9 protein-coding genes and 1 pseudogene are annotated in these 16,150 nt (G+C 72.3%); 1 reads left to right on the top strand and 9 read right to left on the bottom strand.

Translation table 11 applies throughout. The features are described from left to right. Positions 1-111 precede the first annotated feature (111 nt). Both ACWGJB_RS37030 and ACWGJB_RS37025 read right to left on the bottom strand, forming a co-directional pair. On the bottom strand, positions 112-1,116 hold the full coding sequence (locus tag ACWGJB_RS37030) for an RNA polymerase sigma factor (RefSeq protein ID WP_453384434.1): 1,005 nt from the start codon (positions 1,114-1,116) through the stop codon (positions 112-114). Then, on the bottom strand, positions 1,113-1,586 hold the full coding sequence (locus tag ACWGJB_RS37025; RefSeq protein WP_453384433.1) for a hypothetical protein: 474 nt from the start codon (positions 1,584-1,586) through the stop codon (positions 1,113-1,115). The genes ACWGJB_RS37030 and ACWGJB_RS37025 overlap by 4 nt, the downstream gene beginning before the upstream one ends. A 248-nt stretch (positions 1,587-1,834) precedes the next feature. On the opposite strand from ACWGJB_RS37025, the gene ACWGJB_RS37020 reads away from it, so the two are divergent. Then, complete coding sequence (locus ACWGJB_RS37020) at positions 1,835-2,776, top strand: D-2-hydroxyacid dehydrogenase family protein (protein WP_453384432.1); 942 nt, start codon at positions 1,835-1,837, stop codon at positions 2,774-2,776. Between the two features lie 75 nt (positions 2,777-2,851). Here the strand turns inward: ACWGJB_RS37020 and ACWGJB_RS37015 are convergent, their stop codons facing one another. The 7 genes and pseudogenes from ACWGJB_RS37015 to ACWGJB_RS36985 all read right to left on the bottom strand — a co-directional run. Then, complete coding sequence (locus ACWGJB_RS37015) at positions 2,852-4,096, bottom strand: ThuA domain-containing protein (protein WP_453384431.1); 1,245 nt, start codon at positions 4,094-4,096, stop codon at positions 2,852-2,854. A 154-nt stretch (positions 4,097-4,250) separates the two neighbouring features. Next, entirely contained in the window at positions 4,251-5,588 is a 1,338-nt protein-coding gene (gene ccrA / locus ACWGJB_RS37010) for a crotonyl-CoA carboxylase/reductase (protein WP_453384430.1), read from the bottom strand. A gap of 47 nt (positions 5,589-5,635) precedes the next feature. Further along, entirely contained in the window at positions 5,636-6,418 is a 783-nt protein-coding gene (locus ACWGJB_RS37005) for a thioesterase II family protein (protein ID WP_453384429.1), read from the bottom strand. 133 nt (positions 6,419-6,551) lie between these two features. Further along, a complete protein-coding gene (locus ACWGJB_RS37000) occupies positions 6,552-7,784 on the bottom strand; it encodes a cytochrome P450 (protein ID WP_453384428.1) in 1,233 nt (410 codons plus the stop codon). 90 nt (positions 7,785-7,874) lie between these two features. Further along, positions 7,875-9,119, bottom strand: a complete 1,245-nt coding sequence (locus ACWGJB_RS36995) for a cytochrome P450 family protein (RefSeq protein ID WP_453384427.1) — start codon at positions 9,117-9,119, stop codon at positions 7,875-7,877. A gap of 80 nt (positions 9,120-9,199) precedes the next feature. Next, positions 9,200-10,696, bottom strand: coding sequence for an FAD-dependent oxidoreductase (locus tag ACWGJB_RS36990; RefSeq protein ID WP_453384426.1), 1,497 nt, complete (start codon positions 10,694-10,696; stop codon positions 9,200-9,202). A gap of 23 nt (positions 10,697-10,719) precedes the next feature. Next, positions 10,720-16,074 (bottom strand): annotated as a pseudogene (locus ACWGJB_RS36985) (type I polyketide synthase); the annotation flags it as partial. Between the last annotated feature and the right edge of the window lie 76 nt (positions 16,075-16,150).

Below are 16,150 nucleotides of genomic sequence, written 5' to 3'. Positions count from 1 at the left end.
TTGATCATCACCGCCGACGCCGGTTCGTCGGTCGCGGGCAACATCGCCCGGGCGCGGGCGAGTTCGCTGTGGCGGCCGGTGAAGGCTGCGGTCTCCGCCCGGCCGGCCGGGTCAGGTGTCGTCGAGGTAGTCCCGCAGTACCTGGGAGCGGGACGGGTGACGGAGCTTGCTCATCGTCTTGGCCTCGATCTGCCGGATGCGTTCGCGGGTCACGCCGTAGACGACGCCGATCTCCTCCAGGGTGTGGGGGCGGCCGTCGGTGAGTCCGTAACGCAGCGCGATGATGCCGGCCTCACGGGCGGTCATGCCGGTGAGCAGGCCGCGGATGGTGTCCTGGAGGAGGTGGTGGGCGACGGCCTCCCAGGGAGCGGGCGTGTCGGTGTCCTCGATGAGGTCGCCGAACTCGCCGTCGCCCTCCTCGTTGAGCGTGGCGTGCAGGGAGACGGGTTCCCTGGTGTAGGCGTCGATTTCGGCGAGCCGCGCGACCGGGATCTCGGCCTTCGCGGCAACCTCCTGCGGGGTGGGCAGGACGCCCGTGTCCTGTATCAGTTCCCTGCGTGCCCGGGCCACCCGGTTGATGATCTCCACGGTGTGGACCGGGATCCGTATGGTGCGGCTCTGGTCGGCCAGGGCGCGGGTGACCGCCTGTTTGATCCACCAGGTCGCGTACGTGGAGAACTTGAAGCCCTTGGTGTAGTCGAACTTCTCCACCGCGCGGATGAGACCGGAGTTGCCTTCCTGGATGAGGTCCAGGAAGTCCAGGCCCCGGCCGGTGAAGCGCTTGGCCACGGAGACGACCAGGCGGAGGTTGGCCTCGGTGAGGTGGGCCTTCGCCCGGTGGCCGTCCTCGGCGAGCAGGACCAGCTCCTGCCGGGGGTGCCGGTTCTCGCCCTCCGCCAGCAGCCGCTGCGCGTACAGGCCTGCCTCGACGCGCCGGGCGAGGTCGACCTCCTGCTCCGCGCTGAGCAGCTTGACCCGGGCGATGAGGCGCAGGTAGTCCTTGACGGGGTCGGTGCTGCCGCCCTCCGCCGAGAGCCGCGGTTCAGGACCGTCGGTCTCGTCGTCGAACGGGGACAGCGCCTGCGCCGTCGCGGCTTCCATGTGGGCGAGGCTCATAGGGTCTCCTCCAGCAGCGCACCGAGGTACCCGCCGGTGTGCGATCCCGGGTGGGCCGCGATCTGTTCCGGGGGGCCGGCGGCGATCACCTGTCCGCCCCGGTGGCTCCCTTCCGAGCCGATGTCGCGCGGACAGTCGGCCGTCCTGACGACGTCGAGGTGGTGCTCGGTGACAACGACCGTGTTCCCGCCGTCGACCAGTCGATGCAGGGCGGCCGGCAGGCGTTCCCCGTCGGCGGAGTGCGGACCGGCGGTGGGCTCGTCGAGCTGTCCGAGGAATTGCCACGCGTCTGCGGACAGCGATTTCATATACCTCGGCCGGCCTTCCGTGAATACGGTGTCGGACGCCCGGTTCGACTTACCCGAACCGGAAACTCCCTTGAATACGACTTGCGAGTTCTCGGGAGATTCCTCGGAGACATCGCGAAGGTTGTGTCGGCCGGCGCCTTTGACGAGGAGTCGATTGCTCACTCATTTGAGGTTACCACCGCAAAACTGCTGTAGACGGCCGCCCTGGAGCCGCTTTTTCCTGTGAGGAACATCGCGCTTGACAGGTCTTTTCGAGGTGTGTGCACACAAACCACACGAGGGTGACGACGATTTCGGTCACGGAGCCCACGTGCCACACGAGCCCCGGCGGTTCGCCCCCGTACCCTCGTTCGGTACACGCCTCACCCATCCATATGCCGGCCCAGCTGCCGAGAACGAGGGGAATCCGTATGCGGATCGCGATCCTGGACGACTATCAAGGCGTGGCCCTGGGCCTGGCCGACTGGGATTCGCTCCGGGCCGACGTGCACGTCTTCAGGGATGCCTTCGAGGACGAGGAGGCGGTCGTGGCGGCGCTCGCCGAGTACGAGGTGGTGGTCGCCATGCGGGAGCGGACGCGCTTTCCGGCCTCGACGCTCGACAGACTGCCGCACCTGAAGCTGCTCGTGACCACCGGGCCGGTCAACGCGGCGATCGATCTGGACGCCGCACGCCGGGCGGGGATCACCGTCTGCGGTACAGGCTATTTCGGATACCCGACGGTCGAACTCACCTGGGCGCTCATCCTCTCCGCGGCACGTATGGTCCCGCAGCAGGTGGACTCCGTACGCCGGGGCGGCTGGCAGGAGGGCCTGGGGACGAGCCTCAGGGGCGCCACCCTCGGGGTCCTCGGCCTCGGCCGGCTCGGGACCGCGGTCGCGGAGATCGGGCGCGCCTTCGGTATGCGGACCATCGCCTGGAGCCAGAACCTGACGCCCGCGGACGCACAGGCGAAGGGAGCGGAATACGTCTCGATGGACGAACTGTTCGCCCGCTCCGATGTGCTGAGCATCCACCTCGTCCTCAGCGAGCGCACCCGGGGCCTGGTCGGTGAGCGCGAACTGGGCCTCATGAAACCGACGGCGATCCTGGTGAACACCTCGCGCGGGCCCCTGGTGGACGAGGCGGCACTGGTCGACGCGTTGACCGGGAAGAGGATCGCGTCGGCGGCGCTGGACGTATTCGACCGGGAACCGCTGCCCGCCGGTCACCCGCTGCGCACCCTGCCGAACGCCGTGGTCACTCCCCACATCGGCTATGTCAGCCGGGATCTGTACGAGGTCTTCTACCGGGACGCGGTCGAGGACATCGCGGCCTGGAGCGCGGGCACGCCCGTGCGCACGCTGTTCTGACGCCGCGTTCCCGGCAGGACAAAAAGGCCGGCAGGCCGCGGGCTGCGGCTTGCCGGCCCCTTACGGGAGGGCGGTTCAGGACGGCAGTGTCCAGCTCTGGTTGGCGGAACCCGAGCACGACCAGATCTGCAGTCGGGTGCCGTTGGCCGAGCTGGGGCCGGTCGCGTCGAGGCACTTGCCCGACTGCGGGTTGACCAGGGAGCCGTTCGCGCCGGGCTGCCAGACCTGGGAGCCGGTGCCGTTGCAGTCGTAGAGCTGTACCTTGGCGCCGTTGGCGGTGGAAGCCCCGGTCACATCCATGCACTTGCCGAGCGAGCTGACGGTCCCGGCCGTGGAGACCGTCCAGTTCTGCGCGCTGGTGCCGTTGCAGTCGTAGAGCTGTACGGCGGTGCCGTTGGCGGTGGCGGCGCCTGCCACGTCCACGCACTTGCCGCCGTAGCCGTGGATCGGACCGGTGGCATTCGTGGGCGGGGTGACCGGACCGGACTGGCCGGACGCCCACTTGATCTCCTGGAGCAGGAGCTGGTTCTGCTGGGCGCTCCCGAACGTCGAGGACAGGGTGGTGTTGGTCGCGTAGTCCATCGCGTTGTGGCCGAAGTTGTTGTAGACCATCTTGTAGTTGCGGTTGGACCAGACGATCGGGTAGTAGCCGCTGTACCAGGTCTGGTTGGGGTCGGTGCCGATCGGGAAGGTGGACGGGGCCATCGAGGCGAGGATGTCGATGGCAGGGTTCTGCCGCAGGTCGTTCTGCCAGCTGTACCACTCGCTGACCGAGGACGTGATGGTGGCCGGGAGGTTCGCGGTCGCGGGGTGGGTGGGGTCGTCGATCTGAAGGGTCTCCGCGGTCGGACCCCAGCTGTTGCTCTTGAAGGTGCCGGTGCCGAGGAACGTGTTGTGGTACCAGGGCCAGTCGCTGGTGTTGTCGTTGTACGCCGAGACGTGGAAGCCGATGAATCCGCCGCCGCCCGCCACGTAGCTCTGGAAGGCGGACTGCTGCGACGCGGTGTGCGGGTAGTCGTCGAGGAACATGACCACCTGGTAGTTGGCGAGCGTCGCGGTGTTGAGCCGGCTCCAGTCCGTGGTCTGGGTGTAGGTGAAGCCGTTCTGGGCGCCGGCCTGCGGGAACCAGGTGCTGGCCTCGTGGTCGAAGCTGATGTGCGCCGCGTCGTATGTGCCGTCGTAGAAGGCGATCACATTGACGGGCGTGGCGGCCCGGGCGGTGTGTACGGGCGCTGCCTGGACGCCGAGCACCACGGCGACCAGGGCGAGGAGTCTCAACAGGGTGCGGGGCCAGGCTATGTCCGGGTGGGGGGTGATCATGCCAGGACCTTCCTCATACGTGAACGCCGGAAGACATACGTAGACGTGCCGCATTGAAGGCCCTGGTCCGTGGGCATGTCAATGGTTCAGACCAAACCTCGGTGAGCGTCCTGTCGGCGGGAACCGGGACGCGCGCGTCCCGGCCGGTGCGCGCTCACGCCGTGCGGAAGCGGTTGATGGCCGGCTCGTGCCGTTTCCGCAGTTCGGGGTCGGTGACGCCGAGGCCCTCTCGCGGGGCCAGGCACAACACGCCGACCTTGCCGTGGTGGTGGTTGCGGTGGACGTCGGTGACGGCCCGGCCGGTCTCGGTGAGCGGGTAGGTACGCGAGAGGGTGGGGTGGATGCGGCCCTTGACGACGAGCCGGTTGGCCTCCCAGGCCTCCCGGTAGTTGGCGAAGTGGGAGCCGATGATCCGCTTGAGGTGCATCCAGAGGTAACGGTTGTCGAACTCGTGCCGGTAGCCGGAGGTGGAGGCGCAGGTGACGATCGTGCCGCCCCTGCGGGCCACGTAGACGGAGGCGCCGAAGGTCTCCCGGCCCGGGTGCTCGAAGACGATGTCCACGTCGTCGCCGCCGGTCAGTTCACGGATGCGTTTGCCGAACCGCTTCCACTCCCGCTGGTCCTGGGACTCCTCGTCCCGCCAGAACCGGTAGTTCTCCGCGCCGCGGTCGATGATCGCCTCGACGCCCATCGCCCGGCAGATCTCCGCCTTCTGCTCGCTGGAGACCACGCAGATCGGTATCGCGCCGCCCGCCAGCGCGTACTGGGTGGCGTACGAGCCGAGACCGCCGCCCGCGCCCCAGATCAGCACGGTGTCGCCGACCTTCATGGCGGCGCCGTTGCGCGAGACGAGCTGACGGTAGGCGGTGGAGTTGACCAGGCCGGGGGCCGCGGCCTCCTCCCAGGTCAGGTGCCCGGCCTTGGGCATCAGCTGGTTGGCCTTCACCAGTGCCAGCTCGGCCAGCCCGCCGTAGTTGGTCTCGAAGCCCCAGATCCGCTGCTCCGGGTCGAGCATGGTGTCGTCGTGGCCGGCCGCGTCCTCCAGCTCGACGGACAGGCAGTGCGCGACCACCCGGTCACCGGGCTGCCAACGGCGCACCCCGGGCCCGGTGCGCAGGACCACACCGGACAGATCGGAGCCGATCACGTGGTACGGCAGGTCGTGCCGGGCGGCCGGGCCGCCGGTGCGGGCGTAGCGTTCGAGGAAGGCGAAGGTCGGCACGGGCGAGAACAGCGCGCTCCACACCGTGTTGTAGTTGACGGAGCTCGCCATGACGGCGATCAGCGCCTCGCCGGGGCCGGGCTCCGGGGTCGGTACGTCAGCGATGTGCAGGGCCTTGGCGGGTTCGCGGTCGCCGACCGGGACACCGTCGAACATGTGCTGTTCGTCCTTGCGCAGCACGGCGGCCCGGTAGGACTCCGGTACCGGCAGGGACGCGAAGTCACGTGACGGCGCGTCGGGGGACTCGATCGCGGCGGCCAGGTCGGTCATCACCACAGGCTTCCTTCGGTCTGGGGGCGTGCTCGGGGAAGGTTCGGTCAGGCGCCGTGTCCCGGGCCCGGGCCGAAGGCCGCCAGGTCCTCGGTCAGCGCCCGGACCACCCCGGCCTGCTGCTCGGCCAGGTAGAAGTGGCCTCCGGGGAAGTCACGCAGGGTGAAGGCGCCCTCGGTGTGCTCGCGCCACTCCTCGGCCTCGGCGAGGGTGACCTGCGGGTCGTCGTCGCCGACGAGCACACTGATCGGGCAGCGCAGCCGTGGCCCCGGCAGGTACCGGTAGGTCTCCACCGCCGTGTAGTCACCGCGGACGGCCGGCATGATCATCTGGATGACGTCCTCGTCGAGGAGCAGCCGCTCGTCGGTGCCGTTGAGACGGCGGATCTCGGCGACGACACCGGCGTCGTCCATCGAACGGACCCCGCGGTCGCGCACCTTGGGCGGGGCGGTGCGGCCGGACGCGACGAGCCCCAGCAGGTCGAGCGAGGAGCGCTGCTCGATCCGGCGGGCCACCTCGAACGCCACGCAGGCGCCCATGCTGTGCCCGAACAGCACCGGCCGGCGCGGCGCCAGGGACTCCAGCACGGTGAGGATCTCGTCGGCCAGTCGGTGGATCGACGTGCGAGGCGGTTCGGCGCGCCGGTCCTGGCGGCCCGGGTACTGCACGGACAGGACGTCGGCGACGGGGGCCAGCGCGTCGGCGAGCGGCCGGAAGTAGCTGGCGGAGCCGCCCGCGTGCGGGAAGCAGATCAGCGACAGGTCGGTGTTCCGGGTCGCCGGCCGGTAGCGGCGGATCCATAGTTCCGGTGCGGTCAGGGTGTCGGTCATCCCCGTAGTCTCCGTGTGCGGTGAGGCCGTCGGCGGGTGGTCGGGTGCGGGACGCCGTGCGGATGCGGTGCGTGCCCACCGGAGGCCTCCGGTGGGCATCCGCCCGGCGTTCTGCGGGTCAGCGTCCTGCGGGTCAGCCGGTGACCCGGACGGGCAGTTCGGCCAGGCCGCGCATGATGATGTTGGGTACCCGGGCCGGGCTGTCGGTGACCGGCTCCAGGTCGAGGGCGGCCAGGGCGGACACCGCGGCCTGTGCGGTGAGCCGGGCCAGCGGCGCGCCGACGCAGAAGTGGATGCCGAGGCCGAAGCCCAGGTTGCGGCCGGCGGGCCGGTCCAGCCTCAGCTCGTCGGGGTCGTCGTAGACGTCCGGGTCGTGGCTGGCGGCGCCGATCATCAGCATGACCTGCTCGCCCGGCTGGATGGTGTGCCCGGCGATCTCGGCCTCGGCCAGGGCGACCCGGGAGATCATCTGCACCGGCGTGTCGAAGCGCAGCATCTCCTCGACCGCGGCGGGCAGCTGGCCGGGGTGGGCGCGCAGCCAGTCCCGCTGGTCGGGGCGGCCCAGCAGCGCGAACATGCCGTTGCCGATCAGGTTCACGGTGGTGGCGTACCCGGCGGAGAGCAGCAGGGTGCAGGTGACCTCCAGCTCCTCCGGGGTCAGCGTGTCGCCGCCCTCCTCGACGGCGACCAGCTCGCTGATGAGGTCGGTGCCCGGCTTCGCCCGGCGCTCCTCGGCCAGCTCGCCGATGTACCGGTACAGCTCGGCGCGGGCGTTGTCGCGTTTGGCGATCTCCTCGGGCCCGAGCAGGAAGCTCGGGTCCAGGCCGCGGGCGATGTCGCCGGACAGCTCGTCGAAACGGGCCGCGTGCTCGGCCGGGACGTCCAGGAGCGCGTTCTGCATCCGCCCCGGCAGCGGATGCGCCACCGCGCTCATCAAGTCGATCGGACCGTCGCCGGCCTCGGCGCGCGCGGTCTCGATCAGCTCGCGCACGACCTGTTCGGCGGTGCTGCGCATCCGGTCCACCTGGCGGGCCGCGAACGCCTTGCCGACCAGGGCCCGGATCCGGGTGTGCTCGGGCGGGTCGGAGAAGATGAACGGCCGCACCACCGTGCCGTCGGCCTCGGTGCGGAAGTGGTCGGCGACGGTGGCGCCGTCGCCCCAGCCGAAGCGCTGGTCGCGCAGCACGGCCGAGCAGGCCTCGTGTCCGGTCACCGCCCACAGCCCCAGCGGGGTGCGGGTCACCGGGCCCTTCTCCCGGATCTGCGCGTAGATCGGGTAGGGGTCGGCCAGGAAGGCCGGGTCGAAGGGGTCGAAGGGCAGCAGCTGGGCTATGAAACCCGGGTCGAGCATCGGTGCCTCGGTCATCGCTGTCGTTCCCAACCCCGCGCGGGGACGGCCGTCACCACGCGGAAAAGAGTCTCGGTATGGAGAGGGGCAAGGGATACGCGGGAGAGGTCAGCCCGTGGCGGCCGGGGTGGCCGCGGTGAAAGTCACCGGCAGGTGGTCCAGGCTGTTGGCCACCAGGCTGGGCGTCCAGGTCAGCTTCTCGTCGGGAACGGCGAGTCGGAGATCGTCGAACCGGTCGAACAGGGTGCGCAGCGCGATCCGGGCCTTGAGCCTGGCCAGGGGGGCGCCGATGCAGAAGTGGGTGCCGTGGCCGAGCGCCAGGTGCTTGGAGGCGTCACGGTGGATGTCCAGCGTCTCCGGGTCGCTGAACTGGCCCGGGTCGTGGTTGGCCGCGGCCAGCGAGATCATCACGTGCTCGCCCGCCTTGACCTGCGCGCCGCCCAGCACCATGTCCTCCGTGGCGAAGCGGTACACCACGGTGAACACCGGGCTGGTCAGCCGCAGCAGTTCCTCGATGGCCGGGGCCAGCCCCTCGGGGTCGTCCTTGAGCTCGGCCAGCTGCTCCGGGTTGCGCAGCAGCGCGAGGATCCCGTTGGAGAGCAGGTTGATGGTGGTCTCGGCGCCGGCCAGGAGCAGCAGCATGACCGTGGAGCGGATCTCCAGGTCGGCGAGGGCGTCGCCGTCCTCGTTGGCCTGCACCAGACCGGAGATGAGGTCGGGGCCGGGGTCGGCACGGCGCTGCGCGGTCAGCTTGGTCAGGTACTCCTCGAACCAGCCGACCGAGGCGACGACCTCCTCGGGGCTGGAGGAGTTGCCGAGGCCGACGAATATGTAGGTGTTGCGCTCGAACTCCTCGACGTCGGCGAGCGGCACGCCGAGCATCTCGTAGAGCACCGTGGAGATCAGCGGCGAGATGAACGAGGCCTTCAGGTCCGCGGTGCCGGCCTCGGCGACCGCGTCGAGCAGTTCGTCGGTGATCTGCTGGATCCGCTCGCCGAGGTCGGCGACCCGGCGCGGCGTGAACGCCTTGGAGACCAGTCTGCGCAGCCGGGTGTGCTCGGGCGGGTCGGCGAGGTTCATGTGCTGGTTGAGGATGGACTTACGGCCGTCGTAGCCCACGGAGGGCCACAGCTCGGGCAGCGCGTTGTCGAAGTGCTTGCTGAGCTTGCGGTTGTTGAGTGCGGCAAGCGCGTCGTCGTAACGGGTGATCATCCAGACCGGGTTGCCGTCGGGCAGCAACAGCTGCTCCACCGGGCCGGGTTCGGGCAGCCCGGGTGCCCAGGGGCGGGGGGCCGCCGTGGCCTCGGCGTGCACGGGACAGCCGGTGGCCGGCGCGCCGTCGGGGTTGGGCATGTCATGTCCTCTCATCGTGGGGTGCTCGACTCGTGGGGTGCTCGACTCGTGGGGTGCTCGACTCGTGGGGTGCTCGGCCGTCACCGGGCAGGCTCGGCCGGGGACGCCGGGGTGGGGACCAGTGCGGCGAGCTTCGCGGCGGCGCCGGGGAACCGGTCGGCGGGGCCGGCGGCGGCCACATAACCGTCCGGGCGCAGCAGCACGTACTTCTCGGTGGGGCCGTCCAGCGGGAAGTGCGCGACCAGTTCGGGCAGTCGGTCGGCCAACTTCGCCGCCTCGGTGGCCAGTCGGGTGTCCTTGCCGCCGTAGGTGATCAGCTGGAACCGGCCGGCCAGTTCGTCGGACGGCCTGGGGATCCACCGGGGGTCCCGGGTGCCGGGGCGCGGCCGGGCGCGTTCCGTGCTGCCGAAGAGCACGTCCGGGTAGTGGCTGCGCCAGCCGGCCAGCATCGGGGCGTAGCCGCGGGCCAGTACGCCGGTGACGTCGAGCAACCGCCAGGTGAGGTTGCGGATCTGACGGGCCAGCGGACCGATCACGGCCTGCCGGGCCATCCGGCCGGTGGCCTGGAGGGTCTGCTCGATCGCGGCCCGGCGCTCGGGGTCGTAGGTGTCCAGGACCGACTCGTGCAGTCGGCCGTGCACCACGCCGGCGAGCTTCCAGGCCAGGTTGCGGGTGTCGGGGACGCCGAGGTTGAGGCCCTGGCCGCCGATCGGGCTGTGCACGTGGGCGGCGTCGCCGACGAGGAAGCAACGGCCGGAGCGCAGCGCGCCGGCCACCCGCTCGTCGCTGGCGAACAGGGTCACGGTGCGCACCTCGGTGAAGCGGAGCCCGCCGGGGCCGCGTTCGTCCAGCAGTGCCTGGGCCTGCTCGGCGGTGGCCTCGGTACCGTCCGGGACCGCGCCGGAGATACGGAACTCGCCGCCGGGCAGCGGGGCGATCAGCGCGACCCCGGTGTCGGCGAGGAAGTAGTGGATCTCCTCGGTGCTGATCCCGCCGGTGCCGCGCTCGTCGGCGATGCGTCCCTCGGCGAGCAGGAAGGTGGCCGGGAACCGGGCCCCGGAGAAGTCGATGCCCAGCTGGGCGCGGACCTGGCTGTGCAGCCCGTCCGCACCCACCACCCAGTCGGCCTCGATCTCGGTGGTGGAGCCGTCCGCGCGGCTCGCGGTGACGGTGACCGTATGCGCGTCCGGGGCGACCTTGGTGACCCGGGTGCCCCACTCGACGTCGACGCCCCGGTCGGCCAAGGCCTCCGCGAGCAGCCGGCCGGTGTGCTCCTGGGGCAGCACCAGCGGGGCGTTGGCCTCGCTGAGCGGCACGCGCACGCTGCCGCCGGAGCCCAGGTGGTAGTGGAGCGCGGCGGGCTGGACGCTGTCGCGGGCGGCCCGCTCGGCGAGCCCCAGTTCGCCGAGGACTTCCCGTACCGGCGGCCACAGCAGGATCGCCCGGGAGCCGGTGTGCGGGTGGTCGGCCGCGTCGACCACGGTGACCGCCACGCCGAGCCGGCTGAGCTGTGCGGCCATGGCCAGGCCGCACGGGCCCGCGCCGACGACCAGAACGGTGGTACGTCGTTGTGTCACTGTTTCTCCAACCACTCGTGCACCGCCTGGGCAGTACGGTCGGCATGCTCTTCGAGGACGGTGAAGTGGTCGCCGGCCAGCTCCACCACGTCGTGCGGGTATGCCCAGGAGGCGGGCGGACGGGCGAACCCGGTGAGCGGCTCGGTGGCGCGGGCCACCAGCACGGGCGTGCCGGAGTCGGCGGGTTCCCAGTCGGTGAGCAGTCGCAGATAGCCGCCCATGGCCGTGAGCCGGGCGTCGGTGACCGTGCCGTTCTCGGCCAGCTTCGCGAACATCTGCTCGAACAGGGCGGCGCCGTCGGTGGTGAGTTCGGGGCCGAAGACGAAGGTGTCGACGAGGACCAGCCCGGCGGCCGGCCGGCCCCGCGCGGCCAGTTCGGCGGCGACGCCGTCGGCCAGCAGGCCGCCGGAGGAGTAGCCGACCAGCACCACCGGCCGCTCCCCCGCCGCCGCCTCCAACTGCCGGGTGGCGGCCTCGATCGCGGCGGGCCGGTCGGCGGGCAGCGGTTCGCCGTCCAGGTAGCCGGGCAGGGCGAGTGCCGAGACCGCGCGCCGGCCGCGCAGCCCGGCGGCGAACCGGGCGTACTGGTGCGGGCCGGAGGTGGCCAGCACGGTGGGCAGACAGACCAGGAGCGGGCCCTCGTCGTGGGCGGTCAGCTCCACTGTTCCGGGCAACGGGCCGGCCTCGTCGGCGGAGCCGAAGGTGGTGCGCAACTTGGCCGCGGCGCCGAGCAGTTCGATGAACTCGCCGGTCTTCCCGGCTGCGGTCGCCGCGCGGCTCAGGCCCGTGAACATCCCGGCCTCGGGGGCGGCGGCCGGGTCCGGGCCGAGTTCGCCCCGCAGGTGCCGGGCGAGCGCCTCAGGGGTGTCGTGCTCGAACAGGGTGGCCGCGGTCAGCCGTAACCCGGTGGCCGCCGACAGCCGGTTGCGCAGCTCCAGGGTGGTCAGCGAGTCAAAGCCGTGTTCGAGGAAGCGGCGGGCCGGGTCGATCGCGGAGCCGTCGGCGAAGCCCAGGACGGCCGCGGCCTGCCCGGCGATCGCGGCCAGCAGCGCGCCGTACCGCTCGGCGGCGGGCAGGGCGGCCAGCCGGCCGGCGTCCGAGGTGTCCGGGCCGGTGGGCTCGCGCCGGCCGCGGTCGGGGGTGAAGTCGGCGATGAGCGGGCGCGGTCCGGTGAAGGTGTACGCGGCCCGGAACCGCGGCCAGTCCACGTCGGCGAGCAGCAGCCGGGTGTCCCCGGCGGTGAGCGCGGCGCCGAGCGCGGCCAGGGCACGGTGCTCGTCGAGGATCGCGATGCCCCGGCCGGCCAGCCGTTCCCGGCGGGTGGCCGCCACCCCGGTGGTGTCGGCCGGGTCGTCCCAGGGCGCCCAGGCCACCGAGAGGGCGGGCAGCCCGGCGGCGGCACGGTGTTCGGCCAGCGCGTCCAGTGCGGCGGCGGCCGCGGCGTAGCCGGCCTGGCCGACGCCACCGAAGGTGCCGGACACGGAGGAGAACAGCACGAACGCGGTGAGCGGGGTGTCACGGGTGAGGTCGTGCAGGTGCCGGGCCGCGGTGACCCCGGGGTGGGGCGCGGCGGTGCCGTCGAGGGCGGTCAGCGGCGCCTCGGCCAGCGGTACGGCGGTGTGCAGTACGGCGGTGACCTGCTGCCCGGCGAGCAGTTCGGCGACGGACTCACGGTCCGTCAGATCACAGGCCACGGCATGTACTTCGGTGCCCAGGTCGCGCAGTTCGGTGATGACGTCCGCGGCCACGGTGGCGTCCGGGTCGGCGGTCAGCAGCAGCGCGGGGGCGCCGGCGGCGGCCAGCCAGCGGGCCGTGGCCGCGCCGACGGCGGTGTCCGCGCCGGTGACCAGGGTAGTCCCGGTGGGCCGCCAGGCGGCGCCGGTCGGCACGGTCAGCGGGCTGCGTACCAGACGGCGGGCGAACAACCCGGCCGGGCGGACGGCGAGTTGTTCCTCGCCGGTCCGCCCGGACAGCGCCGCGCACCAGCGGGTCAGCGCCCGTTCGTCGGCCTGGGCGGGCAGGTCGACGATGCCGCCGGCGAGGGCGGGGTGTTCCAGGGAGACGGTCGGGGCCAGGCCCCACAGCCCGGCCCGGTCCGGGTCGCCGTCCGGCTCGGCGTCCAGGGCCACCGCTTCCGTGGTGGTGAACCACAGTGGGGCCGTCACGCCCGCTTCGACGAGGGCGCGGACCAGGGACACGGCGGCCGGCCAGGCCAACAGGGCGAGCACCCCGGCGGGTTGCGCGCCGGCCAGCGCGGTGCGCAGTGCTTCCGGGTCCGGCGGACCGGCGGCGACCTCGATCCTGATCGCCCGGGCGCCGTGCCGGGCCAGTGCGTCGGGTTCCGGACCGGTGTACCCCGGGGGCACGGCGACCAGCCAGTCCCCGGAGAGCCGGGCGCCGGCGGGGTCGGGCACCGGCCGCCAGTCCAGGGTGTGGCGCCAGGAGTCCACGACGGACTGCTCCCGCCGCTGCCGCCGCCACGCCGACAGCGCGGGCAGTACGGCGGCCAGCGGTGCGGTGTCCAGTTCCAGAGTGTCGCTGAGGCCGGCCAGGTCGGCGTTCTCGACCGCTTCCCAGAAGCCGGACTCCATCGGATCGGAGGTCGCCGTGGCGGCGGTGGGGTCGGGCTCCGGCCAGTAGCGCTGCCGCTGGAAGGGGTAGGTCGGCAGGTCCACCCACGCGGTGTCCCGGCCGGCCAGGGCGGCGCCGAGGTCGACCGGGGCGCCGCGGCTGTGCGCGTCGGCCGCCGAGCGCAGGAAGCGGTCCAGGCCGCCCTGGTCGCGGCGCAGCGAACCGGTCGCGGCGACGTCGGCGCCGGCGTCCTCGGCGATCTCCTGGACGGCGGTGACCAGTACCGGGTGCGGGCTGACCTCGACGAAGAACCGGAACCCGGCGGCCAGCAGGGTGCGCACGGCCGGGTCGAAGGCCACCGGCCGGCGGGCGTTGTCGAACCAGTACTCCGCGCCCAGGGCGCCGGTGTCGGTGAAGGCGCCGGTGACGGTGGAGCAGAACGGCACCTCGGCGGGGGTGGGCCGTACGTCCGCGAACATGTCCACGATGCGGTCGTGCAGCGGGTCCACCTGGTCGCAGTGCGAGGCGACGGTGGAGGCGACCAGCCGGGCGCGCAGCCCGTCGGCGGTGGCCTCGGCGACGAACCGGTCGAGGCCGCCCGGCTCGCCGACCACGGTGACCGCGTTCGGGCCGTTGACCCCGCCGATGTGCAGCGCGTCGCCCTGGGCGGCCAGCCGGGCGCGGACCTGCTCCTCGGGCGCGGCCACCGACACCACCGCGCCGTTGCCACGCAGTTCGTCGGCGAACAACTGGCTGCGCAGCACCACGATCTTCAGCGCGTCGTGCAGGGACAGCGCCCCGGCCGTGTAGGCGGCGGCGATCTCGCCCTGGCTGCTGCCGACCACCGCGGCCGGGGTGAGGCCGTAGGAGCGCCACAGTTCGGCCAGTGACACCATCACCGCGAACAGCACCGGTTGCAGGATCTCGATGCGCTCCATGTCGGGCGCGCCGGGCGCCCCGCGCAGCACGTCGGTGAGGGACCAGTCCACGAAGGCGCGGGCCGCGGTGTCGCACTCGGCGAGGTGCGCGGCGAACACCGGTGCGGAGTCGAGGAGTTCGGCGGCCATGCCGACCCACTGGGAGCCCTGGCCGGGGAACACGAACACCACCCGGTCGTCCGGTGCGGCGGTGGCGCTGACCAGGGTGTCGTGCGACCGGCCCGCGGCCAGGGCGGCCAGGCCCTCGGCGGCGGTGTCCGGGTCGGCGGCGACGACCACGGCACGGTGTTCGAGGGCGGCGCGGGAGTGCAGCAGGGCCGCGGCCAGGTCGGACAGCGGGGTACCGCTCCGTATCAGAGGGAGCAGGCGTTCGGCCTGAGCGCGCAGGGCTTCGCGGGAGCGGGCGGAGACCAGCAGGGGCACCGGCGCGGGCCTGCCGATCGCCTTGACCGCCACGGCCGTTCCCGGCTCCGGTGCCTGGAACTCGTCGGCCTGTTCCAGCAGTACGTGTGCGTTGGTGCCGCTGATGCCGAACGCGGAGACGCCGGCGCGGCGCGGTCGGCCGGTTTCCGGCCAGGGCTGCTCCTCGGTGAGCAGCGCCACCGCGCCGGAGGCGAAGTCCGCCTCGGAGGTGGGCGCGTCCACATGCAGGGTGCGCGGCAGGCGGTCGCCGCGCAGCGCCATCACCGTCTTGATGATGCCGCCGACCCCTGCCGCCGCGCCGGCGTGGCCCAGGTTGGACTTGAGCGAGCCCAGCCACAGCGGCCGGTCGGCGGGGCGGTTGCGGCCGTAGGTGGCGAGCAGCGCGTTGGCCTCGATCGGGTCGCCCAGCGCGGTCCCGGTGCCGTGTGCCTCGACGGCGTCGATGTCGGCGGCGGCAAGACCCGCGTCGGCGAGCGCGGCGCGGATGACCCGTTCCTGGGAGGGCCCGTTGGGTGCGGTCAGCCCGTTGGAGGCGCCGTCCTGGTTGACGGCCGAGCCGCGCACCACGGCGAGCACGCGGTGGCCGTTGCGGCGCGCGTCGGAGAGCCGTTCCAGCACCAGGATCCCGGCGCCCTCGGCCCACGCGGTGCCGTCGGCGGCCTGGGCGAACGCCTTGGCACGGCCGTCCGGGGCCAGGCCGCGCTGCCGGGACAGTTCCACGAACCCGGCCGGGGTGGACAGCACCGACGCGCCGCCGGCCAGCGCCAGCGAACACTCACCGCGGGCCAGCGACTGGCGGGCCAGGTGCAGGGCGACCAGGGAGGCCGAGCAGGCGGTGTCCACGGACAGCGCGGGCCCCTCCAGACCGAGGGTGTACGACAGCCGCCCGGAGAGCACGCTGATCGCGTTGCCGGTCAGCAGGTATCCCTCCAGGTCCTCGGCGGCCTGCGCGGCGAGCATCCCGTAGTCCTGGGCGCCGCTGCCGACGAACACGCCGGTCCGGCTGCCGCTCAGCGACAGCGGGTCGATGCCGGCCCGCTCCAGCGCCTCCCAGGACGTCTCCAGGAGCAGCCGCTGCTGCGGGTCCATGGCGAGGGCCTCGCGCGGCGAGATCCCGAAGAACGTGGCGTCGAAGTCGGCCACGTCGTACAGGAACCCGCCCTCCTTGACGTAGGTGGTGCCGGGCCGGTCCGGGTCGGGGTCGAAGAGGCGGTCCAGGGGCCAGCCCCGGTCGGTGGGGAAGGCCGACATCACGTCCCGTCCCGCGGCCACCACCTCCCACAGGTCCTCGGGCGAGGCGATGCCGCCGGGGAAGCGGCAGGCCATGCCGACGACGGCCACCGGCTCGGTGTCGCGCTGCTCGTAGTCCCGCAACCGCTGTCGGGTCTCGTGCAGGTCGACGGTGACCTTGCGCAGGTAGTCGCGGAGACGGTCGACATCACTCATGATCAGCTCAACTCCGAGTCGATGAACCGGAAGATCTCTTCGTCACTGGCGGCCCCGAGCTGTTCGGTGACCGACT

It is taken from the genome of Streptomyces sp. NPDC054813 (assembly GCF_053611365.1).
This window is presented reverse-complemented; position numbering and strand designations above follow the sequence as displayed.